This is a genomic window from Fluviibacterium sp. S390 (assembly GCF_049800695.1).
Lineage (GTDB): Bacteria > Pseudomonadota > Alphaproteobacteria > Rhodobacterales > Rhodobacteraceae > Meridianimarinicoccus.
On record NZ_JBNAFN010000006.1, the window covers coordinates 81893 to 107367 of the forward strand.

General features: G+C 64.1%; 22 protein-coding genes. 11 read left to right on the plus strand and 11 right to left on the minus strand.

The annotated features are described in order from the left end of the window. Positions 1–161 precede the first annotated feature (161 nt). Both edd and eda read left to right on the plus strand, forming a co-directional pair. Complete coding sequence (gene edd / locus ACP15K_RS06800) at positions 162–1979, plus strand: phosphogluconate dehydratase (RefSeq protein WP_424990124.1); 1818 nt, start codon at positions 162–164, stop codon at positions 1977–1979. 14 nt (positions 1980–1993) lie between these two features. After that, positions 1994–2638, plus strand: a complete 645-nt coding sequence (gene eda, locus ACP15K_RS06805; protein ID WP_193141112.1) for a bifunctional 4-hydroxy-2-oxoglutarate aldolase/2-dehydro-3-deoxy-phosphogluconate aldolase — start codon at positions 1994–1996, stop codon at positions 2636–2638. Here the strand turns inward: eda and ACP15K_RS06810 are convergent. Together ACP15K_RS06810 and ACP15K_RS06815 are read right to left on the minus strand one after the other, a co-directional pair. Continuing rightward, a complete protein-coding gene (locus ACP15K_RS06810) occupies positions 2631–2915 on the minus strand; it encodes a hypothetical protein (RefSeq protein WP_424990125.1) in 285 nt (94 codons plus the stop codon). The two genes, eda and ACP15K_RS06810, sit on opposite strands and share 8 nt — an antisense overlap. Before the next feature lie 30 nt (positions 2916–2945). Continuing rightward, on the minus strand, positions 2946–5738 hold the full coding sequence (locus tag ACP15K_RS06815; RefSeq protein WP_193141114.1) for a glutamine-synthetase adenylyltransferase: 2793 nt from the start codon (positions 5736–5738) through the stop codon (positions 2946–2948). Positions 5739–5922: 184 nt separating this feature from the next. On the opposite strand from ACP15K_RS06815, the gene ACP15K_RS06820 reads away from it, so the two are divergent. The 3 genes from ACP15K_RS06820 to ACP15K_RS06830 all read left to right on the plus strand — a co-directional run bounded on the left by ACP15K_RS06820 (position 5923) and on the right by ACP15K_RS06830 (position 7749). After that, the gene (locus ACP15K_RS06820; RefSeq protein WP_193141115.1) at positions 5923–6309 is read left to right on the plus strand and encodes a DUF2852 domain-containing protein; all 387 of its coding nucleotides are present in this window, start codon (positions 5923–5925) and stop codon (positions 6307–6309) included. A gap of 67 nt (positions 6310–6376) precedes the next feature. Beyond that, entirely contained in the window at positions 6377–6835 is a 459-nt protein-coding gene (locus tag ACP15K_RS06825; RefSeq protein ID WP_193141232.1) for an RDD family protein, read from the plus strand. 77 nt (positions 6836–6912) lie between these two features. Continuing rightward, a complete protein-coding gene (locus ACP15K_RS06830) occupies positions 6913–7749 on the plus strand; it encodes an arginyltransferase (RefSeq protein ID WP_193141116.1) in 837 nt (278 codons plus the stop codon). Positions 7750–7914: 165 nt separating this feature from the next. Here the strand turns inward: ACP15K_RS06830 and ACP15K_RS06835 are convergent, their stop codons facing one another. From ACP15K_RS06835 to ACP15K_RS06845, 3 genes are all read right to left on the minus strand, one after another. Further along, on the minus strand, positions 7915–10269 hold the full coding sequence (locus ACP15K_RS06835; RefSeq protein ID WP_424990126.1) for a TRAP transporter large permease: 2355 nt from the start codon (positions 10267–10269) through the stop codon (positions 7915–7917). A 14-nt stretch (positions 10270–10283) separates the two neighbouring features. Next, positions 10284–11180: a TRAP transporter small permease subunit gene (locus tag ACP15K_RS06840; protein ID WP_193141118.1), complete on the minus strand. Its 897-nt coding sequence runs from the start codon at positions 11178–11180 to the stop codon at positions 10284–10286. 92 nt (positions 11181–11272) lie between these two features. Continuing rightward, complete coding sequence (locus ACP15K_RS06845) at positions 11273–12364, minus strand: TRAP transporter substrate-binding protein (protein WP_366192543.1); 1092 nt, start codon at positions 12362–12364, stop codon at positions 11273–11275. A gap of 417 nt (positions 12365–12781) precedes the next feature. Here ACP15K_RS06845 and ACP15K_RS06850 point away from each other — a divergent pair, with 417 nt between their 5' ends. Continuing rightward, a complete protein-coding gene (locus tag ACP15K_RS06850) occupies positions 12782–14128 on the plus strand; it encodes an HlyC/CorC family transporter (protein WP_193141120.1) in 1347 nt (448 codons plus the stop codon). 869 nt (positions 14129–14997) lie between these two features. Next, on the plus strand, positions 14998–15600 hold the full coding sequence (locus tag ACP15K_RS06855; RefSeq protein WP_424990127.1) for an invasion associated locus B family protein: 603 nt from the start codon (positions 14998–15000) through the stop codon (positions 15598–15600). A gap of 15 nt (positions 15601–15615) precedes the next feature. On the opposite strand, the gene ACP15K_RS06860 is transcribed toward ACP15K_RS06855, so the two are convergent. From ACP15K_RS06860 to ACP15K_RS06875, 4 genes are read right to left on the minus strand one after another with little or no spacing between them, the layout of a single operon-like run. Then, complete coding sequence (locus tag ACP15K_RS06860; RefSeq protein WP_193141122.1) at positions 15616–16824, minus strand: beta-ketoacyl-[acyl-carrier-protein] synthase family protein; 1209 nt, start codon at positions 16822–16824, stop codon at positions 15616–15618. Further along, entirely contained in the window at positions 16821–17081 is a 261-nt protein-coding gene (locus ACP15K_RS06865; protein ID WP_424990128.1) for an acyl carrier protein, read from the minus strand. Before ACP15K_RS06865 ends, ACP15K_RS06860 begins: the two co-directional genes overlap by 4 nt. A 30-nt stretch (positions 17082–17111) precedes the next feature. Beyond that, positions 17112–18203: a UDP-3-O-(3-hydroxymyristoyl)glucosamine N-acyltransferase gene (gene lpxD, locus ACP15K_RS06870; protein ID WP_193141124.1), complete on the minus strand. Its 1092-nt coding sequence runs from the start codon at positions 18201–18203 to the stop codon at positions 17112–17114. 30 nt (positions 18204–18233) lie between these two features. After that, positions 18234–19838: a L,D-transpeptidase family protein gene (locus ACP15K_RS06875; protein ID WP_193141125.1), complete on the minus strand. Its 1605-nt coding sequence runs from the start codon at positions 19836–19838 to the stop codon at positions 18234–18236. A 288-nt stretch (positions 19839–20126) separates the two neighbouring features. Between ACP15K_RS06875 and ACP15K_RS06880 the strand changes: the two genes are divergently transcribed. The 4 genes from ACP15K_RS06880 (at position 20127) to ACP15K_RS06895 (ending at position 23181) form a co-directional block, all read left to right on the plus strand. Next, positions 20127–20705 carry a YcbK family protein gene (locus ACP15K_RS06880; protein WP_193141126.1) on the plus strand — a complete coding sequence of 193 codons (579 nt, stop codon included), beginning with the start codon at positions 20127–20129 and terminating at the stop codon, positions 20703–20705. A gap of 166 nt (positions 20706–20871) precedes the next feature. Next, entirely contained in the window at positions 20872–21579 is a 708-nt protein-coding gene (locus ACP15K_RS06885) for an ABC transporter permease (RefSeq protein WP_193141127.1), read from the plus strand. Beyond that, a complete protein-coding gene (locus tag ACP15K_RS06890; RefSeq protein WP_193141128.1) occupies positions 21572–22339 on the plus strand; it encodes an ATP-binding cassette domain-containing protein in 768 nt (255 codons plus the stop codon). The genes ACP15K_RS06885 and ACP15K_RS06890 overlap by 8 nt, the downstream gene beginning before the upstream one ends. A gap of 56 nt (positions 22340–22395) precedes the next feature. Then, positions 22396–23181: an extracellular solute-binding protein gene (locus ACP15K_RS06895; protein WP_424990159.1), complete on the plus strand. Its 786-nt coding sequence runs from the start codon at positions 22396–22398 to the stop codon at positions 23179–23181. Between the two features lie 7 nt (positions 23182–23188). Here the strand turns inward: ACP15K_RS06895 and ACP15K_RS06900 are convergent, their stop codons facing one another. After that, complete coding sequence (locus ACP15K_RS06900) at positions 23189–24079, minus strand: substrate-binding domain-containing protein (protein WP_424990129.1); 891 nt, start codon at positions 24077–24079, stop codon at positions 23189–23191. Positions 24080–24135: 56 nt separating this feature from the next. Beyond that, positions 24136–25455, minus strand: a complete 1320-nt coding sequence (locus ACP15K_RS06905) for an ATP-binding protein (RefSeq protein ID WP_193141130.1) — start codon at positions 25453–25455, stop codon at positions 24136–24138. Positions 25456–25475: the final 20 nt, after the last annotated feature.

Sequence of the window (25475 nt, forward strand, 5' to 3'; positions counted from 1 at the left end):
CGCTCCTGTTTGCTTGGGGGGTCTGCCGGTGATTGACGCAATTTACCGGAATGCGCAATCATCACCGTGCTCCTTCCTGCCGCAGCCTGTCGTTTCCACTGGCATTGATAGCGCTAACGGCTTATACGACGCGAGAATTCGCCAAGACGCCGGGAGGTCCCATGGCCCTACATCCAATCGTCGAGAAAGTCACAGACCGGATCCGTTCCCGCAGTGACAAGCCCCGCAACGCCTATCTGGCCCGGATGCGTGCTGCCGCCGAGGATGGCCCGGCGCGCGCCCATTTGACCTGCGGGAACCAGGCCCATGCCTATGCGGCGATGGGCGACCAGAAGGCCACGCTGGCCGGAGCGCGGGCGCCCAACCTGGGCATCGTCACCGCCTATAACGACATGCTGTCGGCGCATCAGCCGTTCGAAACCTTTCCCGATCTGATCCGCCGCACAGCGCAGGCGGCCGGGGCCACAGCCCAGGTGGCTGGCGGCGTTCCGGCCATGTGTGACGGTGTCACGCAAGGTCAACCCGGCATGGAGCTGTCGCTGTTTTCGCGCGATGTGATCGCCATGGCGGCGGGCGTCGCGCTGTCGCACAACACCTATGACGCGGCGGCCTATCTGGGCGTCTGCGACAAGATCGTGCCGGGGCTGATCATGGCCGCGGCCACCTTCGGCCATATTCCGGCGATCTTCATCCCCGCCGGTCCCATGACCAGCGGTCTGCCCAACGATGAAAAGGCCCGTGTCCGCAACCAGTTCGCCGCGGGCGAAGTGGGCCGCGACAAGCTGATGGAGGCCGAGATGGCCTCGTACCACGGGCCGGGCACCTGCACCTTCTACGGCACCGCCAACACCAACCAGATGCTGATGGAGTTCATGGGCCTGCACCTGCCCGGCTCCAGTTTCGTCAATCCGAACACGCCGCTGCGCGAGGCGCTGACCGTCGCCGCGACCGAGCGGGCGCTGGCAATCACAGCCCTTGGCAACGCCTATACCCCGACCTGCGACGTGCTGGACGAGCGCGCGTTCGTCAACGGCATCGTCGGGCTGATGGCCACGGGCGGTTCGACCAACCTTGTGATTCACCTGCCCGCCATGGCACGGGCCGCCGGTGTGATTCTGGATCTGGAAGATTTCGCGGAATTGTCCGAGATCACGCCGCTGCTGGCCAAGGTCTATCCCAACGGTCTGGCAGACGTGAACCACTTCCACGCTGCGGGCGGGCTGGGCTACATGATCGGCCAGCTGCTGGAAGCCGGGTTGCTGCACGACGACACCAAGACCGTCGCCGGCGACGGGCTGGAGCTTTACACGCAAGAGCCCAAGCTCAGCGACGGCACTCTGACCTGGGACAAGGGCGCGGGCACAAGCCTGAACGACAAGATCCTGCGTCCTGCCACCGATCCGTTCCAGACATCCGGCGGGCTGAAGCAGCTTGCAGGAAACCTCGGGCGTGGTGTCATGAAGGTTTCGGCCGTGGCGCCAGAACGCCGCGTCATCGAAGCCCGCGCACGGGTGTTCCAGGACCAGGGATCGGTCAAGGCCGCCTTCCAGGCAGGTGAATTCACCGAGGACACCATTGTTGTCGTTCGCTTCCAGGGTCCCAAGTCCAACGGCATGCCGGAACTGCACAACCTGACCCCGACCCTGAGCGTGCTGCAGGATCGCGGGCTGAAAGTGGCGCTGGTCACCGATGGCCGCATGTCGGGGGCATCCGGCAAGGTGCCCGCCTGCATCCATGTCACGCCCGAAGCCACCGAAGGCGGTCTGCTGGCGCGCATCGCCGATGGCGACGTGATCCGCGTCGATGCCGAGGCCGGGGTGCTGGAGGTGGTCACCGAAGGCGTTGCCGATCGGCCTGCTGTGGAACCCGACCTTTCGGCCAATGGTTTCGGGATGGGCCGCGAGTTGTTTTCCGCCTTCCGCGCCAATGTTGGACCCGCTACATCCGGGGCCAGTGTGGCTCTGCCTGCCGACAGCTAATCGAAGGACACGACATGACCCCCCAAATCGCAAGCGAACGTCTGATCGCCGTGGCCCGCAAGGCGCCGATCATCCCTGTTCTGGTGGTCTCGGATGCCGGACGCGCCGCCGATCTGGCCCAGGCCCTGGTCGCCGGTGGTCTTTATGCGCTGGAAGTCACCCTGCGCACGCCGCAGGCGCTGGACGCGATGCGCGCCATGTCGGATGTGCCGGGCGCCATCGTCGGCGCGGGCACCGTGCTGACGCCCGATGACGCGCGCCGCGCCCAGGACGCGGGCGCAACTTTCGCAGTCTCGCCCGGATCAACCGACAAGGTGCTGGATGTCTGCGAGGCCATCGATCTGGCCATGCTGCCCGGCGCCGCCACTGCGACCGAAGCGCTGTACCTGCTGGAACGCGGCTACAGCTTCCAAAAGTTCTTCCCGGCCGAGGCCATCGGCGGCGCACCGGCACTGAAATCTCTGGCTGGCCCCCTGCCGCAGATCGCCTTCTGTCCGACCGGCGGTGTCTCGCTGGCCAATGCCAACACCTATCTGTCGCTGCCCAACACGGTCTGCGCCGGAGGCTCGTGGGTGGCCCCGGCCGATCTGGTGGCAAAGGGCGACTGGGACGGCATCACCAAACTGGCCGCCGAAGCCGCAGCCCTGGAAGTCAGCTAGATCCCGGCACCCGCGCGGCGCGTCCCCCGCGCCGCCGGGGCTGCTCGGTTCCGGCCATCGCCTCGCGCAGAACCCCGGTCATCGGATGATCGGGGTTTTCCGGCGCGTGGATCTGCAATAGCTGCTGCGCGACACTGGCGGCCTCCACCCCGTCGGGGAGGGACAGCGCCCAGTCAAAAAAGATCGCCCGGCAATCCGCGGCGGTTATGCCGTCGATCCGGTAGCTGTCCGCGATCAGGTTCTTGGGATCGCGCGGGTCTCGCGTTATCGGTGCCATGGCAACTGTCTAGCGGTCGCGGCCCCGTTGCTACGTCTCATCCGCGCCTTCCCCGGATTTGATTGCGACATCGATCATGTCTGCGGCCGTTGTGGTGGCCGTGTCCAGCGCGAGCTCCAACGCCTCAAGATCGCCGCATTTGCCATCGCGCAGCAGCATCGCCAACCCGCCCTGCCCCAGGCGCGACGGCTCCAGCCCGCGTCCGGTCAACAGCCGCGCCACGGATTTCACCGCCGCCAGCAGGGTGCCGATCTCGAGCAGTTTGGCGCGCACTTCGGCCGAGGCCAGATCGGTCTCCAGCCGCAGTTGTGCGGCACTGCCGGTCTCTGGATCCCCGGCCAGAAGCGCGATGGCCTGGCCGAACAATTCGATATCCTGCAAACCGCCCGGGCCGTTCGACACGTCCCACACACCCTTGCGCGGCTTGGCCTCGGACAGCCGCCGACGCATGTCGGCCAGATCCTGCAGGACCTTGGCCCGATCCTGCGGCCCGGCCAGAAGTTTGCGGCGGAAGGCTTCGAACTCCGCGCCCAGACCCTCTGTGCCGGCCACAACCCGCGCGCGGGTCAGGGCCAGATGCTCCCACGTCCAGGCCTCCTTGCGCTGATAGGCCTGGAACGAGGTCCAGGACGCCGCCGCCGGTCCCTGCCGTCCCGAGGGCCGCAACCGCATGTCGACTTCGTACAGCGTGCCCGCTGCCGTTTGCGCCGACAGCGAGGTCACCAGCGCCTTGGTCAGCCGCGCGAAATAGGTGCGCGCCTCCAGCGGACGCTTGCCGTCGGACTCCGCATCGGGCGGCGCGTCGTAGATGACGATCAGATCCAGATCAGAGCGCGCGCCCAGCTTGCGCGCGCCCAGCGAGCCCATGCCCAGAACGATCGCCCGGCTGCCCGGCACCACCCCGTGCTTGCGCGAAAACTCGGCACAGGTGGCCTGCCACATGCCCTGCACCACGGCCTCGGCCAGATCGGAATACTCTGCCGCCGCCTCATCCGGGCTGACCAATCCGCGCAGATGATGCACGCCAATGCGGAAATGCCAGTCCTTCTGCCAGTGGCGCGTGGTGTCCAGCCGCAATTCATAGTCCAGATCGGGGTTGGCCAGCAGCGCTGACAGTTCCTCGGTCAACTGGGCACTGCCCGGCCAGGCTTCGAAGAAATCCCCGCCGATGACCGCGTCCAGCACGCCCGAATTGTTGGACAGATACTGCGCCAACGCCGGGGCGGTAGAACTGATATCGACCATCAGGTCGATCAGTTGCGGGTTGGCCTCGAACAGGGAAAAGACCTGAACGCCGGCAGGCAACCCCTTGAGAAACCCGTCAAACTGCAAGATCGCTTCGTCGGAATCGGCCGCGCGTTGAAAGCCGGCCAGAAGCTTGGGCAGCAGACGGGCAAAGATTTCCTGCGCCCGTTCCGAGCGCAACGCGGGATAGGATTTCCAGCGGTCCACCACTTTTTCCGCTGTGCCGGTCATCTCGGGCAGCAGGGAGTCCGCACGCTCAGGGGCAAAGAACTCCTCGGTCAGCGCATAGACCCGTTCAAAGCGTTCGCGCAGGGACTCCTTCAGTTGCGCCACATCCCCGACGCCGGTGAAATCCGCCAGCCGTTGCCAACCCTCGTCCGCCGAAGGCAGCGCATGGGTCTGGGCATCCTGTACCATTTGCAGGCGATGCTCTATTTCGCGCAGGACAAGATAGTCGGCGTCCAGCGTCGTCGCCACGTCTGAGGTCACCCAACCCTTTTCCGCGAGGGCGGCCAGGCCGTGGCGGGTTTCACGCATCCGCAACTCGGGATCGCGGCCCCCGGCGATCAACTGGCGGGTCTGGGTGAAGAACTCGATCTCGCGGATGCCGCCGGGGCTGAGCTTCACGTTGCGCCCGTCCAGCCTGTCCGAGGCCCGGCCCTTCTGGGCGCGAATCTTCAGGCGCATGTCCTGCGCCTCGTGAATCGTCGCGAAATCCAGATGGCGGCGCCAGATGAACGGGCGGATGTCCTTCAGGAACCGATTGCCTGCTTCCAGATCCCCGGCACAGGGGCGCGCCTTGACATAGGCCGCCCGCTCCCACGCCCGGCCCAAGGCTTCGTAGTAGCGCTCTGCCGCCGTGATCGACACGGCCACCGGCGTCACCGAGGGGTCAGGCCGCAATCGCAGATCGGTGCGAAACACATAGCCATCGCCGGTGTTGTCGGACAACAGCCCCATGGCCTGCCGGACCGCCTTGATGAAGATGGCGCGCGCTTCCATCACGTCGGGGCCCTCGAACCGGCTGTCGTCGAACAGGCAGATCAGGTCGATGTCCGAAGAATAATTCAGCTCGAACGCGCCCATCTTGCCCATGGCCAGCACGGTCAGACCGGCGGCCTGATCCAGATCGTCCAGCGATTGGCCGGGGATCTTGCCCCGTGTTAGCGGCAGGATCAGCGCGGATTTCAGCGCCACATCGCTGGCCCGGTCCGCCAGTTGCGTCAGGGCGCCGGTGACCGCATCCAGCCCCCAGACCCCGCCCAGATCCGCCAGCCCGGTCAACAGCGCCACCCGCTGCTTGGCCAACCGCAGGGCCTTGCCCGTGTCCGACGCCGGCCCTGGCTCCAGGGCGGCGATCTCGGCGGCTATGACCGTGGCGGGATCCTGGTCCAGGGCCGCCTCAAGCCAGTCGCGGTGCCGGGTCATCAGGCCGGCCAGATAAGGGCTGCATCCAGCCGTACCGCACAGCAGGTCACGGGTGCGCCCGCTGGCCCAGCCCAGTTGCGACAGGGCATCCTGTGCCAGAACGGTGTCATGGGGAATCGGCGCGCGGGTGATCTGATCAGCAAAGGTCATGGGCGGAGCCTGTCGTCTCGCCGCGCCGGGGTCAACGCACCGCAGGGTCACGGCACGCCGCCCGATCTTGCTGCAGATGCGAATGTAAAAAGTTTTCACATGAACCCTTGAAGCGGCGGCGGGCGCACCCAATCTATTCAATGTGAAGACAGTTCACATACACACAACCAACACGGAGATCCCGATGAGCACCGTCGCAACCTGGCCTACGGCCGCAGAAACCTGGCTCGATCAGCGCGGCAAAGGCGCCTGGATCGCGGCCATGATCCTCGGCTTCATTGTCTTCTGGCCCATTGGCCTCGCCCTTCTCGCCTATATGATCTGGAGCAAACGCATGTTTGGGAAATGTTCCCGCCACACCCGCAACGCCACCTATGCCTTCAAGTCTTCGGGCAACAGCGCCTTTGACGCCTACAAGGCCGAAACCCTGCGCCGGCTGGAAGAAGAACAAGACAGCTTCCAGGAATTCCTCAAGCGTCTGCGGGAAGCCAAGGACAAGGCCGAATTCGACCAGTTCATGGACGAACGCGTCCGGACGGCCGCAGCCCCCGCTGCACCGGAAAGCGCCTGACGCCCTTCATGGCCCCCCCTCTAGGGGGGCCTTGCCTTTTCTTCGCGGACCGATTGCAATGACATCCATGATTCAACCTGACACCGCGCTGTGGGGCCTGCCCGACCCGGACACCCATGGCGACTTCTATGCCGACACCACGATCAAGCGGTTCTTCGCGTGGCTGGTCGACACCGTCCTGATCCTGGGGATCAGCCTGCTGGCGATTCCGTTCACCGCGTTCACGGGGCTGTTTTTCTTCGGCTTCCTGTTCCTTGCGGTGGGTCTGGTCTATCGGATCTGGGCCATGTCCAGCCGGTCTGCCACCCCCGGCATGCGCCTGATGGCGATCGAATTCCGCAACAGCCGCGGCGAACGGTTCGACACCGCAACCGCCACCCTGCACGTGCTGATGTTCTATTTCATGACCACCTTCTTCGTGCTTCAGATCATCTCGATCATCCTGATGCTGACCTCGTCGCGCGGTCAGGGCCTGCATGACATGCTGCTGGGCACCGCCGCCATCAACCTGTCGCGCAAGCCCTGAACGCGCGGTGTGTCCCAAGGGGGCTTGGCGGTTTCGTTCGGGATTGCTAGGCTCCCTCGAAACAGGTCGAGGAGCCCATGCGCCATACGCTTCCCATTGCCCCGCAGTTCTATGTAACTGCGCCGCAACCCTGCCCCTATCTGGATGGGCGGATGGAGCGGAAGCTGTTCACGGCCTTGCAGGGCGAAACCGCCGAAACCCTGAACGACACGCTGTCCAAACAGGGGTTCCGCCGATCGCAGAACGTGCTTTACCGGCCCTCCTGCGCGGAATGCACCGCCTGCATGTCGGCCCGTATCCGGGTGGCGGATTTCGAACCCAGCCGCGCGCAACGCAAGACCCTGCGCCGCAATGGCGACCTCAAGCGACGGGCCAATTCTCCCTGGGCCACCGAAGAGCAGTTCTCGCTCTTCCGCCGCTATCTGGACAACCGCCACGCCGATGGCGGCATGGCCGACATGGACATCTTCGAATTCGCCGCGATGATCGAGGAAACCCCGATCCGGTCGCGCGTCATAGAATACGAAGTCCGGGAATCGCCCAACCTGGTGCGCGGCGACCTCAAGGCCGTGTGCCTGACGGACGTTCTGGATGACGGGCTGAGCCTTGTCTATTCCTTCTACGAACCAGACGAGAACCGCCGCTCGCTGGGCACCCATGTCATCCTCGATCATATCGAGATCGCCCGCGAAAGCGGCCTGCCCTATGTCTACTTGGGCTACTGGGTGCCGAGCAGCCCGAAGATGGGCTACAAGGCCGGCTTCAGCGCGCTTGAGGTCTATAAGCACGGGGTCTGGCAGGACATCGGCGATCCCGAATGCCACGAGACCGAGACCCATCCGCTGTCGGTCGATCCGATTGCCGAACAGGTGGCGCGGATCTCGCTGCCCGACAGCGTGCCGATCAAGCGCTAGGGTCCGGCGCGCCCGAAATCCCGCAATTCGTACGACCTGCCACACCCCGGTATCCGGGGTGTTTTTCCGTCTGCCACGCGCCGCCACGCCACGAAAAAGCCGCCCCCGAAGGGACGGCCTTGGTTGGTCCGGGCCGGGGCTGCAGCGCCCCGGTGTCCGATCCGGTCAGTTCAGCAGGTTCGGTACGATGGTGACCACGCTGGGGAACAGCCACAACAGGCCCAGTCCCGCCACCTGGATCAACACGAAGGGCAGAACCCCCTTGTAGATGTCACGGGTGGCGACCTCGGGCGGCGCCACCCCGCGCAGGTAGAAAAGCGCGAAGCCGAAGGGTGGTGTCAGGAAGCTGGTCTGCAGGTTCACCGCGATCATGATGGTGACCCACTTGGGATCCATCGTGCCGCCATAGATCACCGGCCCGACGATCGGGATCACGATGTAGATGATCTCGAGAAAGTCCAGCACGAAGCCCAGGATGAACAGCACCAGCATCACCAGCAGGAAGACGACAAGCTCGTTGTCGAAACTGCGCAGGAATTGCTGGATGTAGTGTTCCCCTCCGAAGGAAATCACCACGAGGTTCAGCACCTGGCTGCCGATCAGGATGGTAAAGACCATCGAGGTCACCTTGGCCGTCTCGCGCACCACCGGGGTCAGCACCCCGCCCCGCAGCAGCACCCAGCAGCTGTAGAGGATGCCGAAGATGGCAAAGTGATAGGTCAGAAGGGCCACGATGAAGGCGATGTATTCTTCGAACATCACTTCCGAGCGGGTGATCCGCAGGTCGAAGTTCACCCCCACAAGGATCATCAGAATGATGGCAAAGGACGCCCAGATGATGATCTTGCCCGACCGGCTGTCATCCCGCAGCTTGCGATAGGCCGCCAGCATGATCGCGCCGGATGCGCCAAGTGCCGCCGCCGGGGTCGGGTTGGTGATCCCGCCCAGGATCGAGCCCAGCACCGCGACAATCAGGATCAGCGGCGGAAAGACCACGCGCAGAAGCTCGTTCTGCGACAGGCGGGTGATGGCCTCGCGGCAACCATAGGCGATCAGCAGCAGCGGGATCACCAACAGCAGGAAGCTGGCCCCTTCGCTGGTTGTCGGGCTGATCAGGAACCAGTCCACCACGAAGGCCAGACCCACACCCGCCAGACCGATGGCCAGCGGGGTCGGATCGGCGGTCGGGGCCACACCACGGGCGGTGGTCAGGACCAGCGCCAGCATGATGAACATGGTCGCCAGACCCGAGCTGATCGGCGCGGCATTGGCGATCTTCTCGACCCGGGCCGTTTCGATCTCTTCGGCGCTCAGCGCGCGGCTGGCTTGCGCCCCGCCCGAAGCCTCGATGGCCTCCTGCTGCTCGATGGCCAGATCCCATTTCTCCTGCCCGTGCAGTTCGATCATCGACGCCTGACATTGTTCCGAGACACTGGTCCGCAGGACGGCGGATTCAGAGGCATCCGAATAACTGTCGACGGTGATGTCCTGTGATCCGACAATCCCGATCTGTGCCAGCAGGATGGCGCCACCGATCAGCGCGATGGGCATACCCAGGAACCAGGTCAGACCTTCGCTGCGGGTGATGACTTCGCCGCCTTCGACGTCCTCAATCTCGACCGGCGGCGCGTGCCGCGGATCGTACAGGGCGAAGCCCAGGGCATAGACCGCATAGAGGCCGGCAAGCAGGATGCCGGGCAGGATCGCCGACTGGAACAGCGTGCCGACCGACACCACGGCGGCTTCACCCAGGTAGGTCAGCGCGTCGGAACACCCGGCCGCCTGGGCCCGTGTTTCCTGCGCGGCCGAATACAGGTCGCCCGCCAGGGTGCCCAGCAGAACGATCACGATCGACGGCGGAATGATCTGGCCCAGCGTGCCAGACGCGGCAATGACGCCGGTGGCCAGCGACGGCGAATAGCCGTTGCGCAGCATGGTAGGCAGCGACAACAGGCCCATCGTCACCACGGTCGCCCCGACGATCCCGGTCGAAGCAGCCAGGAAAGCGCCCACGACCACGACCGACACGGCCAGACCGCCGGGCATCGGCCCGAAGACCCGCGCCATGGTGGTCAGCAGGTCATTGGCAATACGCGAGCGTTCCAGCGTGATGCCCATCATCACGAACATCAGCACCGCCAGCAGGGTTTCGATCGACTGACCGGCAAACACGCGTTCGTTCATGCGGTTCACGATGAACGACAGGTTGCGATCCACGGCCTGCTCCCAACCGCCCGGGAACAGGGGCTGATCGATCAAGGGTAAGTCCGGGTATCGGAAGTGCGATATGTTGATCTGGTTGGCGCCATTGGCGATCAACGCCCGATAGGCGTCGCTGGTGGTGTCCACCGCCTGGTGGATCAACAATCCGGTACTGTCCAGCGCGGCAATGATGCCGAAGGACAGAACCCCGGCCCCGCCGATGGCAAAAGCCACCGGGAAGCCGGTCATGATGCCTCCGAAGAGACAGAAGAATACGATGATCAGGCCGACCTCGACTCCATCAAGTCCAAATAGCATGGGTCAGGGTCCCCTCAGAAGGATTCATGGAAGTGCTCGGGCAGATCGTCGCCCAGCACGTCCTCGTCATGGTACCGGCCGTCGGCTTCTTCGCCTTCGATCAGTTCCAGAAGATTGCGATAGAAGAAGGCCATGGCCTGGATCAGCATCATGACAACGAAGGCCATGATCAGCACCTTGAACAGGAAGTAGGCGTTGAAGCCGTTCGGCGAAAAGCCGATGGTTTCCACGTTCCATTTCACGATCCGCGCCTTGCGCATCAGCATTTCGATCTTGTCGCTGGCCGAGATCTTCGGGGTGATCAGGTGACGCCACAGGAAGAACCAGGCGTACATCCACGTCAGGGTCAGCACCGGGATCATGAAGATCAGGCAGCCGATCATGTCGATGATCTTCTTGGTCCGGCGCGAAACCGAGCCATAGACCAGATCCACCCGCACATGGCCGCCCTGGATGAAGGTATAGGCGCAGCACAGCGCCACGATCATGGCGTTATAAAGCTTCAGTTCCTCGGCGTACCAGCTGAGATCCTTGGTAAACACGGTCCCGAACGGGCCGATGGAAATCTCGGAGACAAGGAAGATCCGTTGCAGGAAGACGATCAGCGTCTGTTGCAGGACCATCAGCAGGCCGGCCCAGGCGAAGAAGCGTCCGACCGTGTTGCCGAACCATTCCGCGCCGCGCACATAGCCCCAGAGCACGCTGTTGCGCCACAGGCCGACGGCGGTCAGCACAAGGAAAGCGGTGAAGATGACGAAGAAGAGCTGGGTCGAGCCACCGTAGTAGGCAAACCGCATGATCGCTTCGGTGTCGGACCAGTTCAGCCAGAGCCCCGGATGGGTCACGGCATAACCGAAATTGTAAAAGGCTGTCCCGATATTGGTGACAACCCAGAGGATACCGTCCAGCATCGTCCTCTCCCCGCTGCGGGCCCTTGTCCCGGACCTCGCTTTTGCACAAAGGCCCGCCCCCCTGCGCGGGGGGCGGGCCGGTTCTGATCAGGTCAGGTTCTGGAGCCCAGCACCCGGTCCCGCTGGTTGCGATAGGTGGCGTCGGACTTGGAAATCCAGCCCGAAGACGCCGCCATCGATTCGACATAGGCGTCGTAGGTTTCCTTAAAGATGTCATCGCCCATGAACTCTTCATAGACCTGCATCGACGCGGCACCGAAGGCATCCCAGACACTGTCGGGGAATTCCAGAACCTTGACGCCCGACGACGCCAGACGCTGCAGCGCCGAGCCGTTGTTCATCAGGTACTGGTGCAGGTTCCAGTGGTCGGCAGCGGCGGCACCGATTTCGATGGCGGCCTTCTGCTGCTGGGTCAGGCTGTCGAAGACTTCAAGGTTGGTGGCCAGCGACAGACCTGCCGACGGCTCGTGGAAGCCAGCGGTGTAGTAGAACTTGGTGATCTCCTGGAAGCCCACCTTCTCGTCCGACCACGGGCCAACCCATTCGGTGCCGTCGATGGCGCCCGAGGCCAGCGCCTGGTAGATTTCGCCGCCCGGCAGGTTCTGCACCGACACGCCCATGTGGCCCAACGCGCGGCCGCCCAGACCCGGCATGCGGAACTTGAGGCCCTGGAAGTCTTCCGGCCCGGTGATTTCCTTGGTGAACCAGCCACCCGACTGCGCGCCGGTGTTGCCGGCCATGAACGACTTCAGACCGAAGATCTCACCCAGAGCGTGGTGCATTTCCATGCCGCCGCCGTGGTAGTACCAGTTGTTGTGCTCGGTCGCGGTCATGCCGAAAGGCACACCGGTGTAGAAGGCGAAGGCGGGGTGCTGGTTGACGAAGTAATAGTCAGCGCCGTGGTACATGTCGGCCTGACCGGCGGTCACGGCGTCGAACACTTCGAAGGCTCCGACAAGTTCGCCCGCGTGCTTGACGTCGACGGTCAGCGACCCTTCGGTCAACGCGTTGATGTTTGCTGCGGCGCGGTCGGCGGCATCAGCCAGACCTGCAAAGCCGCGCGGCCAGGTGGTGACCATGGTCAGCGTGCGGTTGCCTTGCGCGTAAAGCGGCGCGGCCAGTGAGGATGCGGCGGCGGCGGTGCCACCCAGTGCGGAGTTCTTCAGAAAAGAGCGACGGTTCATTCGGTATGGACCTCCCATTGATTATTAACCCACGAAGCGCGAACCCACGCCGCAGGCGGTGACGGGAGACTAGCGAATTAGGGGCCGGAGGCAATTGCCTACTGAACAAATTGAACAGGGTTTACGGTTCGTAAGCAATCAAATGTTGCGTTGCTGCAGCGCGGCAGACGAAGATTGCGGGTCTTGGTCCAGGCACGCGCAGGATGACCTAGGGTCACCAGCGCAGCGGGGATGCAGCGGGGATTCCGTCGAAACACCGGATGATTCGATCTCCTCGCCGCTCCCCCCGACCCACACAGGGCGCCGGTCCGGCCAGCCCGCCCGCGTTCGGCCTGCCCTGCCTCGTGCAACTCAGGTGCCTTGCAGCCTTCGGTCCGGACCCCCATAAGACAGCAAACGCACGGAGGCATCTGCACCATGAGCGACGGGACAACGGGTCTTGACCTTGCATTCTGGATTACCGCCGGGGCGGTGTTCATTCTCCTTGCCTGCTCGGCCTTCTTTTCGGGATCGGAGACCGCGCTGACGGCCTCCTCCCGCGGCAAGTTGCGCAACCAGGCCGATGCCGGATCCAAGGGGGCGGCCACCGCGCTGAAACTGACCGAGGACAGCGAACGGCTGATCGGCGGCATCCTTCTGGGCAACAACCTGGCCAACATCCTCGCGACGTCGCTGACCACGGCGCTTTTCACCAAATACCTGGGCGAAGGCGGTGTCGCGATGGCGACGCTGGTCATGACCCTGCTGGTTCTGGTCTTTTCCGAGGTCTTGCCCAAGACCTATGCGATTTCCCAGTCCGAGCGCGCGGCGGCGCTGGCGGCACCGGCGATCAACGTGATCGTGACGGTGCTGTCGCCGGCGGTGTCGGTCGTGCGCTTCATCGTGCGCTCGGTCCTGCGGGTCTTCGGCGTGCGTATCGATCCGGGCCGCAACGTCCTGTCCGTGCGCGAGGAAATCATCGGTACGCTGACCCTTGGGCACCACGAGGGCGTGGTTCAGAAAGAAGATCGCGACCGCCTTCTGGGGGCGCTGGATCTGGGCGACCGCACCGTGGAAGAAGTCATGCGCCACCGCTCCGACATCGAGATGATCGACGTGAGCAAGCCGGTGCCCGAGATCATCGCGCAGGCCCTGCAATCCCAGCACACGCGCCTGCCGGTGTTCCGCAACGATCCCGAGAATATCGTCGGGGTGATCCACGCCCGGGATCTGTTGCGCGCCGCACTGGAAACGATCGGCAGCGAGGGCACCATCAAGGACCCCTCGCATGTGTTGGACTTCGACATCATGTCGGTGACCCGCAAGCCCTATTTCGTGCCGGAAACCACGACGCTGGACGACCAGATGCGCCATTTCCTGAAACGGCACACCCATTTTGCGCTGGTGGTCGATGAATACGGTGACCTTCAGGGGCTGGTGACGCTGGAGGACATCCTCGAAGAGATCGTGGGCGAGATCACCGACGAATTCGACGACAGCGCCGCGGACATGATCCATCGCGATGTGGACGGCAAGTTCATCATCGACGGCGCCATGACCATCCGCGACCTGAACCGCGCCCGCGACTGGTCCCTGCCCGATGACGAAGCCAATACCATCGCCGGACTGGTCATCCACGAGGCCCAGATGATTCCGGTCGTCGGCCAGGTGTTCGTCTTCCACGGGTTCCGCTTCGAGATCCTTGCCCGCGAGAACAACCGCATCACCCAGATCAAGATGTCGGTGGCCCGAACGAAGCCGGAACGAACGGTTACCGAGCATTAACCTTTTCGCGCTAGCCTTGGTCCTGTCGGGGCCGGTCTTGGCCGTTCCTGGCATATTCCTCCCTGTTGGACTGGCCGCGCCTCTGGCGCGGCCCTTTTCACTTCAGTTTTACCAGTAATTGGCTGTTGACGCTTGATCCGAGTCGCCGTAGCGTTCACCACATAAGTCGGCCAGTCCGACAGGGAGCAAAAATAAAATAAAGGGTCCTTCGTGGGCCCTTTTATTTTTTTGGGGATCTGGAACCCTTTTGCGACCCGGGTGTATTCCCTCGCGCCACGATTTGGACTTGCCGGCAATTGCGGCAGACAGATCGAAAATCTCGCATTTGACAGCATGGTCTTTCCCAGGTTCGGGACCCGCGCCACGGGGCAACGGTGCATGTTGCCCAAAACCCGGTCATCCTGATAGCTGTGCCTATTCAGAGACTTGTCGCGCAGTGCTGATGTCTCGCACCGGTTGTTGATGTCCATTGCCGATCGGTCGGCGGCCCCGTCGATACGGCTCTGTCAGAAGAACTCACAACCCGGATATTGAGCAGACTTCGCGCAATGAGATCTGGATCCGGCGGAAAATGCAGATGGCTCCATTATGCTGCGCTGCAGAAATCTCGAGGATAGTCCCGTTGGGGCGCATCAGCGATCTCACGGGGCAATGGCCCGACCACAATTCAGGATTGAAGCAGCGCGTCATTGATCGGGCGAGGTCCGGCAGCGCCTGTCCGCGGGCCGGTCCATTCCCTGCCCGCGCAGCGCCGCGTCTTTGACCTGCAAAGGGTGCTTTAAACTTTTCGCGCGCTTCCCTAGGTTCCCTCTGACAAGCTTTCTGCACCATGCTAGGAGCAGGTCAGAACGACCAACACGGAGCCTCAGATGCGCAACTTCCTGATCGCCGGTGCCCTGAGCACCCTGATCGCGGCCCTTCCGGCCACCGCCCAGCAAACCGCCCCGAATGCGGCCCCCAACGCAGCCCAGGCGACTGCGGCTGCCCTGCCCCAGTCCCGCGCCGATGCGCAGCCCAACCAGACCTACGAGATTGCCACCCATGGCGACTGGTCCCTGCGCTGCATCCGGCTGGAACAGGTGGCTTTCGATCCCTGCGAGATCCAGCAGACGCTGCTGAACCCCGAGGGCAACCCGACCGCTGATTTCAGCCTGTTCCCGGTGGACAATCCCGAGTTGACCGCAGGGGCCACCGTCATCACGCCGCTGGAAACCCTGCTGACCCGCCGCGTGTCCTTCAGCGCAGATGGCGGCGAAGCCGTCACTTATCCGTTCCAGTTCTGCAACCGCCAGGGTTGTATCGCGCAACTGGGGCTGAACGAGGCTGAAATCGCGCGGATGCGCAGCGGCTCGAACGGCGAAATCGCCATCTACCCGATGGTGGCGCCGGACAACCGCATTTCGCTGACAGTATCGCTGTCGGGCTTCACCGCGGCCTATAACGAGTTGATGGCCCTGCCCCGGCCGCAATAACCGGGCACGGCCCCGTCAGATCCGCCTGAGCGCCAGAACGGCGTTCAGGCCCCCGAAGGCGAAGGCGTTGGACAGGACAACGTCAACATCGGCTTCGCGTGCCTCGTTCGGCACCACGTCCAGCGCACATTCGGGATCGGGCTCTTCATAGCCGATTGTCGGCGCGATGATGCCGTCCCGCAGGGCCATGACACAGGCCAGAAGCTCCACCGCGCCTGTACCGCCGATCAGGTGTCCATGCATCGACTTGGTCGAAGAGATCATCAGCCGATCCGCATGGGCGCCGAACACATCGGCCACCGCCGCGCATTCGGTCTTGTCGTTGGCGGCCGTGCCGGTGCCATGGGCGTTGATATAGCCCACCGCGTCGGGCGAGATCTTCGCGTCTTCCAGCGCCCCGGCAATGGTGCGGGCCGCGCCCTGCTTGGAGGGCATCACGATGTCGGCCGCATCCGAGGACATGGCAAAGCCGATCACCTCGGCCAGGATATCGGCGCCGCGCGCCTTGGCGTGCTCGTATTCCTCGAAGATGAAGATCGCCGCGCCTTCTCCCTGAACCATGCCGTTGCGATTGGCCGAAAACGGCCGGCAGGCATCCTTGGACATGACGCGCAGCCCTTCCCAGGCCTTGACGCCGCCAAAGCACAGCATGCTTTCGGACCCGCCGGTCACCATGACCGTCGCACCGCCGCCCCGGATCAGGTGGAAGGCCAGCCCCATGGCATGGTTCGACGAGGCGCAGGCGGTGGCCACGGTGAAGCTTGGACCCTTCAGGTTGTAGTCCATCGAGACATGACTGCAGGCGGCGTTGTTCATCAGCTTGGGGACGACGAAGGGATGAACGCGGTTCTTCCCTTCTTCATAGACCGTGCGATAGTTTTCATCCTGCGTGTTCAGGCCCCCGCCCGAGGTGCCCAGCACGACCCCGGACCGCGCCGCCAGGTCGCCGGCAAAGCTCAGCCCCGATTGCGCGATGGCCTCTTTGGCGGCGATCAGCGTGAACTGGGTGAACCGGTCGTACAGCGCGATCTGTTGGCGGTTGAACCGTTGCTCGGGATCATAGTCGCGCACCTGCCCGCCGATATGGATCGACAGGCGCTCCACGTCGCGGAAATTCAGCTCGCCAATGCCGCAGCGGCCGTCTCGCATGGCCTGCAATGTGTCTTCTGCCGTGTGGCCAAGCGCGTTGATGGAACCCTGACCGGTGATGACGACGCGCTTCATCCGGACTGCTGGGCGACGAGGGATTCAACCGCGCCGACGATGGCTTCGACACTGGAGATATCGAAGTCGCTGGCCGCGGGATCATTGGCGTTGAAGGGCACCTGAATGTCGAATTCCTCTTCGATGGCAAAGATGCTTTCCACCAGGCCCAGACTGTCGACGCCCAGATCTTCAAGTGTCTTGTCCGGCGTGACATCCGCCACATCCATGACCGCCTGTTCGGCGATGATGCCCAGCACCTTGTCTCTGACGCTCATCCGACCACTCCGAGTTCGTTGATGGGGGATTTAGTTGCTTTGATCCGGCAAGGAAACTGCTTTCTTCAAGGCCGAAACGTCGCGCATCATCCGTGGCAGGCGGCGCAGGGCCTTGTAGATTTCATTGTGCGTGGTCATCTTGATCGCCGGGTAGCCCAGGATCACCCGGCCTGCGGGCACATTGGTGAAGATCTTGCTGGCCCCGCCCGCCACCACATCGTCGCCGATGAAGATGTTGTCGTTCACCCCGACCTGGCCTGCCAGGACGACGCGGTTGCCGATCCGGGTCGATCCGGCGACGCCGACCAGCCCGCACAACATGCAATCCTCGCCGATCTCGACGTTGTGTCCGACCTGAACCAGGTTGTCGATCTTGGTGCCGCGCCCGATCTTCGTGGCCCGGATGGTGCCGCGATCGACGGTCGAGTTTGCCCCGATTTCCACGTCGTCGCCGATTTCGACCGTGCCCAGCGAATGCAGCCGCGTCCATTCGGCGTTGGTGACCTCGACGCGGTCGCCAAGGTTCTCGCGCACCTGCTCGACCGAGGATTTCTCGGGCGTCACGAAGGCAAAACCGTCGCCGCCCAGGGCCACGCCCGGTTGCAGGATCACCCGGTCGCCGATGCGGACACGCGCGCCGATGCGGACACCGGAACAAATCAGCGCATCGTCTCCGATCACGGCCTCTTCGGCGATGGTGGCCTGTCCGACGATACGGGCGTTGGCACCGATGCGGGCATTGACGCCGATCACGGTCAGCGGGCCGATGGCCGCCCCCGGCCCGATCCGCGCTGAGGGATCGACCACCGCCGTGGGATGGATGCCCGGCGCAATCTGCGGGCCGGGATCGAAGATCTTCGACAGATGCGCCATGGCCAGACGCGGGCGGGCGACAAACAGGGCCGCCTTCAGGTTCAGCGCCTGCCAGTCCGCGCCCTCCCACAGGATGGCGGCCTGCGCCTTTCCCTTGGGCAGACCCTCGGCGTACTTCGGATCCATCGCCAGGGCGAGATCCCGCGCCCCGCAGAGCGCCGGCTCAGAGGCGCCGGTGATCTGCAGCGCGCCGTCCCCTTCAAGGCGCGCACCCAGGGCTTGCGCAATGCTGTCGAGACTGAATGCCATGATCACTCCGGAATAGCTGTTCCGGCCTGTCTAGCCCCCAATCGCGCGCAGCGAAACCCCGGCCTTCGCCAGCGCGTTGAAGATCATTGCGTCACGCCCGTATATGTCGACCCGATACTGCACATCGCCCGAGCCTTCGACGAAGGCCGTCTGGTAGACAAGATGCACCGGCACCGGCTGTTTCAGTTGCACAACGCTTTCGCGGCCAGTGTCCAGATGCGCCTTGAAGGTTCCCTTGGGGTTGGACGTCTGCTTGGACAGCAGCGTGTAGGCGAAGTCGAACGGATCGGCCAACCGGATGCAGCCATGGCTGAAGGCCCGCTGTCCACGCGAAAACAGCGATTTGTGCGGCGTGTCGTGCAGATAGATATTGTGCTGGTTCGGGAACATGAACTTGACCAGCCCCAGGGCGTTGCCGTCGCTGGGCGGTTCTTTCAGGCGGAAGGGGAAGTTGCCTTCGCTGTAGGAGGCGAAATTCACCGACCCGCGCGACACCCGGTTGCCGTTCTGATCCAGCAGGTGCAGATGCGAGACCGCATTGGGGTTCTGCTTCAGCATCGGCAGGTATTCCTTCGTGGCGATGGAATACGGCACGTTCCAGGTCGGGTTGATGACCATGAACTCCATCCGGTCCGAAAACTCGGGCGTGCGGTGGGTCGAGCGGTTCTGCCCGACCACGGCGCGGGTTTCAAAGGTCACGCGCCCGTTGTCGATGATCTTGGCCGAATAGTCGGGAATGTTTACCAGTACGTGGCGCTTGCCCAACGGGAAGTTCATCCAGCGTTCGCGCTCCATCCCGACGATGACCTGCGTCAGGCGATCCTTCGCGCTGCGGTTCAGTTCCGCCAGCGTGGCGGGACCGGCCACGCCATCGGGGTCCAGCCCGTGATCGCGCTGAAACCGGGCAAGGTCCTGCTGCAAGGCCTGGTCGAAAGTCGGAGATTTTCCGCCCTTGCCATAGCCAAGGGCCCGCAGCCGCGTCCGCATCACCACGATCTGTTGCGACGACTGGCCCATCTTGTAGGACTTGCCGCCCACCTTCGAGCCCCAGCCGCCGGCGCCGACGATCTTCTCAAGCCGGGTCTTTTCCTCCATCAGCGCCTTGTAGCTGGCGCGCTGCGGTGGCAGCGCCTTCAGAAATCCCGACGGCGAGCTTTTCGAGAAAGCCACCAGCGTCTGCACCGTGCCACGCCGGGGCGCTGCGCGGTCGATCTCCTTGCTGACCCGCGACGGGGTCAGGATGCCGGACTGGATGTCCTGCGCATACGCGCTGAAGGTCTTGGTGAAAGCGATCTCGGCCTTGGCCTTGTCGGCCACCGATTTGGCCCCGGCCATCTGGCTCAGCCCCGCGACATTATAGGCCCCGGTGGGCAGACCGTGATCGCCGGACTGCTTCAGCGCCTTCAGAAAGTCGCGCTGGCGGCGCTTGTCCTTGGCTGACCCGCCCATCCACATGGGCTGATAGTTCCGCTGGGCATAGAACTGTTGCAGCGTGGCATCGCGCGCCACGGACGAGGCAATGGCCTGACGCAGGGCCTGATCGCCGGACTGGGCAAAGGCAGCCCCGGTCAGAAGAAGGACAGACAGAAACGCCCAGAAAGGGCGCAGAATCGGGCTTCGCAGGATCGCGGACATAGGAACTCCTGGGTTGCGGCGCAAGGGACCGTTATCCCCGAGGTAACGCGCGGGGTTCAATCCGTCAAAATCACAATCAGATGTTGCTGAATATTATGTCGCGGATCGGCAACGGTGGATTAGGACACCCCTCCTGACTTTGCATTGGCAGAAAGCTGCCGATTTCGGCCCAGATTCCGGTGTGAGTCCAAATCATTGTTGGGTTGTTCATACTGTTGTGTAAAAAGCCGTTCTGTGGGATGGTTCTCAAAACAGCCGCGAATGTGGCGAATATGAGGCAGTACGGGCATGACAAATGACAGCAAGGCGGGCACAGCCCGCATTTCCAGACGTGGACTATTGGCGGCCTTCGCCGCAACGACGGTTACCGCAGCACCGGTTCACGCAGGCGTATTCGGGTTCCTTCGCGGGGCCGGGGACGTTCGACGGATCAAGATGTATTCCGGCCGCACCGGCGAGAGCATCGACATGATCTATTGGGTGGACGGCCGCTATGTGAAGCCCGCCCTCAAGGAAATCAACCACTTCATGCGGGATTGGCGCGAGAACAAGGCGACCAAGATCGACACCCGCACCATCGACATCATGGCCGCGTCGCATACGCTGCTGGATATTGACGAACCCTACCTGCTTCTGTCCGGTTATCGCACCCCGCGCACCAACGCGATGCTGCGCAAGGGCACCAGGGGGGTTGCCAAGAAATCCCTGCACATGTCCGGCCAGGCCGCCGACCTGCGGTTGAAATCGCGCAGCGTCAGCCAGATGTCCAAAGCCGCGCAATCGGTCTCGGCGGGCGGTGTCGGACGCTACTACCGGTCCAATTTCGTCCATATGGATTGTGGCCCGATCCGAACCTGGAACGGCTGAAGCCCTTTCAAAGCCTGCCCCTTCCAGCGCCGCCGCCCAGGCGGCGTTTTTGCGTTTGGCGACCTGTCTGCGCGCCGCAGTCGAAATTTCACGATGCCGGTAGACAGGGTGCGCCTCCTGCCCCAAGATGAGGGAAATTTCCGAAATTCTCGGATCCGGGGAGGAAATGCAGAATTTTGCAGAAGAACTCAGGGCGGCGCTGCTCCTGATCCTCTCGGGGGATCCGGACATGTGGTCCATTGTTCTGCTGTCGCTGCGCGTGTCGCTGACGGCAACCGTGGTGGCGGCGGCCATTGGCCTGCCGCTGGGCGCGATCCTTGCGGTGACGCGCTTTCCCGGCAAGCAGCTGGTGGTCGTCGTGGTCAACGCGCTGATGGGCTTGCCGCCGGTCGTGGTCGGGCTGACGGTCTATCTTCTGCTCTCGAACTCCGGCCCGCTGGGCGTCTTGAGCCTGCTGTACACCCCCACCGCGATGATCGTCGCCCAGGTGCTGCTGGTGCTGCCCATCATCACCGCCCTGACCCGCCAGATCATCAGCGAACTGGACGGCGAATATGCCGACCAGTTGCGCTCTCTGGGGTTGAGCCGGATGCAAACCGTGCCGACGCTGCTGTGGGATGGCCGATTTCAACTGATGACGGCGTTGCTGGCCGGGTTCGGCCGCGCCGTGGCCGAGGTGGGGGCCGTGCTGATCGTTGGCGGCAACATCAACCATGTGACCCGCGTCATGACCACCACGATCGCGCTGGAAACCTCGAAGGGCAATCTTGCGCTGGCGCTGGCGTTGGGAGTGATCCTGATCATGATCGCGCTGATGGTGAACGCAGCGGTGGCCGCAACCGCGCTGCGGGCGCAAAGGCTCAGCCATGCGTGACCACACCGATCAACTGCGCGCCAACTGGGCCAAGGACGCGGCCCCCGCCGTGCCCGCCTGCCGGGTCGATGTGTCGGATCTGACCGTCGCGCGGGATCGCAAGACCCTGCTGAACATTCCCGCCCTGACGCTGAACGCCCCCGGCCCCAGCGTCATCATCGGTCCCAATGGCGCGGGCAAGAGCGTGCTGCTGCGGCTGATCCACGGGCTTCTGCCCGCCACCACCGGACAGATCGCGCTGACCGATCCCTCGGGCGGCGGCGCGGTCAAACAGGCGATGTTGTTTCAGAAACCGGTGCTGTTGCGGCGCAGCGTGTCGGGCAACCTGGGCTTCGTGCTGCGCCAACAGGGGGTGCCGTGGCGCGCACGCCGCGCCCGTATTGACGAACTTCTGGCCCAGGGCCACCTGCAGACCCGCGCGAAACAGCCCGCGCGCTCCCTGTCCGGTGGGGAACAACAGCGGCTGGCGCTGGTGCGCGCGCTGGCCACCGGCCCGGACCTGCTGCTCCTGGACGAACCCACTGCCCCGCTGGATCCCGCCGCCACGCGCGAGATCGAAGGCCTGATCCGTCAGATCAGCGCCAGTGGCATCAAGATTGTCATGGTCACCCACGACCTTGGACAGGCCCGCAGGCTGGCCTCCGAGGTGATCCTGCTGCATCGCGGGCAGGTTCAGGAGCAGGCTCCGACGGACCGGTTCTTCGCCCTGCCCCGCTCTGCCGCCGCACAGGCATTTCTGTCCGGCGATCTTCTTCGGTAATCCCCATCAAAGCGAGACTGAACGTGTTCTTCAGAAACATTGTATTGGGTGGCCTGATGCTGGCCGCCACCGCGATTTCCGCCACCGCCGCCGATGACGTCATCATCGTGCAATCCACGACATCGACCCAGAATTCGGGCCTGCTGGACGCGATCCTGCCGCAGTTCCAGGACGCCACCGGGATCGAGGTGCGCGTCGTCGCCGTCGGCACCGGGCAGGCCCTGCGCAATGCCCGCAACGGTGATGGCGACGTGCTGCTGGTTCATGCCAAGCCCGCCGAAGAGGCTTTTGTGGCCGAGGGATTCGGCTTGCCGCGCCGCGACGTGATGTACAATGACTTCGTGATCGTCGGCCCGGCGACGGATCCGGCCGGACTGGCCAACGAGGCCGACGTGGTGGCGGCACTGGCCAGGATCGCCGCGGCCGAGGCGCCCTTTGCGTCGCGCGGAGACGACTCCGGCACGCACAAGGCGGAACTGCGCCTGTGGGGCGACACCGGCACCGATGTGGCCGCGGCTTCGGGCACCTGGTACCGCGAAACCGGATCGGGGATGGGGGCGACGCTGAACGCCGGCGTGGCCATGGGCGCCTATGTGCTGACCGACCGGGCGACCTGGATTTCCTTTGGCAACAAGGGCGATCACCGGATCCTGCTGGAGGGCGACCCGCGTCTTTTCAACCAGTACGGCGTCATCGTGGTGAACCCCGAACGGCATCCCAATGTGCAGGCCGCCGCGGCGCAGACCTTTGCCGACTGGCTGACCGGCCCCGACGGGCAGGCCGCGATTGCCGCTTTCAAGGTGGATGGCACGCAGCTTTTCTATCCCAACGCCGCGCCATAGCGCACGGTTACGGGGCGCTGCCGTTCATCACGACGCGCAGCGCCTCGCCCACGTCATAGCCGCCCAGTTCGGCGGCGCGATCCGCAAACCCCGCCCGTCCCACAAGGCCGATCAGCGCCTGCATCGGTTCGGTAAACCACGCCTGCCGCCACACCAGAAGGTCGAAGCGTTCCTCGACCAGCGGCAGAAAATCCAGCCCGAAGGGTTTTGCCACGGACTCGATTCCGAAGGCGGCATCAGCCTGTCCTTCCGCCACGGCGCGGGCCAGGTCCAACTCGGTGCGCGCGGCCCCCTGGGGTCCGTTCAATGCGTCCGGGGTCAGTCCCTCGGCCTCGGCCAGACGCTGGAAGTGACGTTCGCTGGCGGCGGTCTCTTGCCGGCGGACCACGCGATGCGGCGCCAGATCGGCAATGCCGGAAATCTTCAGCGGGTTGTCCCGCGCCAGCAACAGACCGCGCCGCCGCGTCACCAGCCGCACCAGCACCACCGGCAGCGCCCCGGCCGCCGCCTGAACCGTGTCGATGTTCCAATGTCCCGAGGGTTCATGCACATGCAGCGCACAGGCCATGGCCTCGCGCGCCAGAAACCGGCCCAGCCCGTCGAAACTGCCATCGAACAGGCCCGCCAACCCGCTGGCGCTCTCGCGCAGCGCCCATTCCAGCAGCGGATCATGACTGCCGACGACGATGCTGGGCAGATCCCCGCGCACCTCTGGTCCGCTGCGCCCGGCCTGGATCCAGGCCTTCACCTCGTCGCGCGGAAACAGAAGCTTGCCCACGACCCGGATGCAGGGCACCTGTCCCGAGGCCGCCAGGTCATAAACCTTGCGTTCCTTGATCCGCAGAAGCTCGGCCAGTTCCTGGGTCGTCAGATATTCGGCGGCGGTTGGGTCGGTCATGCGGGCGAGTCTGATCGAAACTGCCCGTCCCTGCAACGGTTCCGCACCGGCAAGGCCTATCGCGCGACGATCAATTCGGCCTGCAACCCGCCCAGACGGGCGCTGCGCCCAAGGTGCAGGCGCCCGCCGTGCCGCCGTGCGATGTCCGAGGCGATGGCCAGACCCAGTCCGACCCCGGTGCCGCGATCCTGATTGCGCGCCGCATCGAGCTGGGCAAAGGGTTTCAGCGCATCCTTGAACTTGTCCTCGGGAATGCCTGGTCCGTCGTCCTCGACGCGGATGCAGACCGTGCCCTCGCGCACAACGACGGTGACCGCCGCCATGGTGCCATAGCGCACGGCGTTGCCGATCAGGTTCTCCAGCGCCCGGCTGATCGCCATGGGCCGGATCGTGACGTCGCCGGTTTCATCCAGCTGGTACAGGTCCACCGCGTGACCGCCGCGACGGGCGGAATCGGCGCAGTCGCGCACCAGTTCGGTCAGATCGGTGGCCTCCGCATCGTCCAGCGCATCGCCGCGCACGAAGTTCAGGAACTCGTCCACCAGATGCTGCATGTCCTGAACATCGCGCCGCATGGCGTCGGTTTCCTCGGTGTCGTCCATCATCCCAAGCGCCAGCTTCAGCCGTGTCAGTGGCGTCCGCAGGTCATGGCTGACCCCCGAGAGCATCAGCGTGCGCTGCTCCATCTGGCGCTCGATCCGGCTGCGCATGTCGAGGAACGCCTGCCCGGCCAGCCGAACCTCGCTGGCGCCGGTGGGACGGTAGTACACATGCCGCCCCTTGCCGAAAGCATCCGCCGCCCGGGCCAGCCGCTTGATCGGCCGCAACTGGTTGCGCAGGAAGATGAAGGAAATCAACGTCATCAGAACGCCGGTCGCGATCATCAACACCAGAAGCTGATGCGGGTTCGACGCCGACACCCGCCCGCGCGGCATCCGCAAGTCCATGCCGCCATGCACGGTGTCGATCGACACCTGCACCTCGCGCTGGTTGCTGGTAAGGTCGATGCCCGAGACACCGGTCAGACGCCGGTGCAGGGTTTCGATCACCACCCGCCCCGACAGATCATAGAAGGCGCGCGTGTCGCCATCGCGCAGCGGCGCGGGCAGGAACACCGCCAGTTCCAGCGCCGGTCCAAGCTCGTCCACCAGCGCCTGCGCCGCGGCAAGGTCGGGCGCCGCGTTCACGCTGTCCACAAGATACCGCGTTTCAGCCAGCACATTGCGGGTCATCTGGCGGGTGACGCCTTCGAAATGGCGTTGAATGAAGACGATCGAGACCACCAGTTGCAGGCTGAACACCGGCAGGATCAGGATCAGCGCGGCGCGTCCATACAGGCTGCGCGGAAGGGAGTGTTTGAGCCAGGCGAAGAGCATGGCTACATCTGACCATGCAG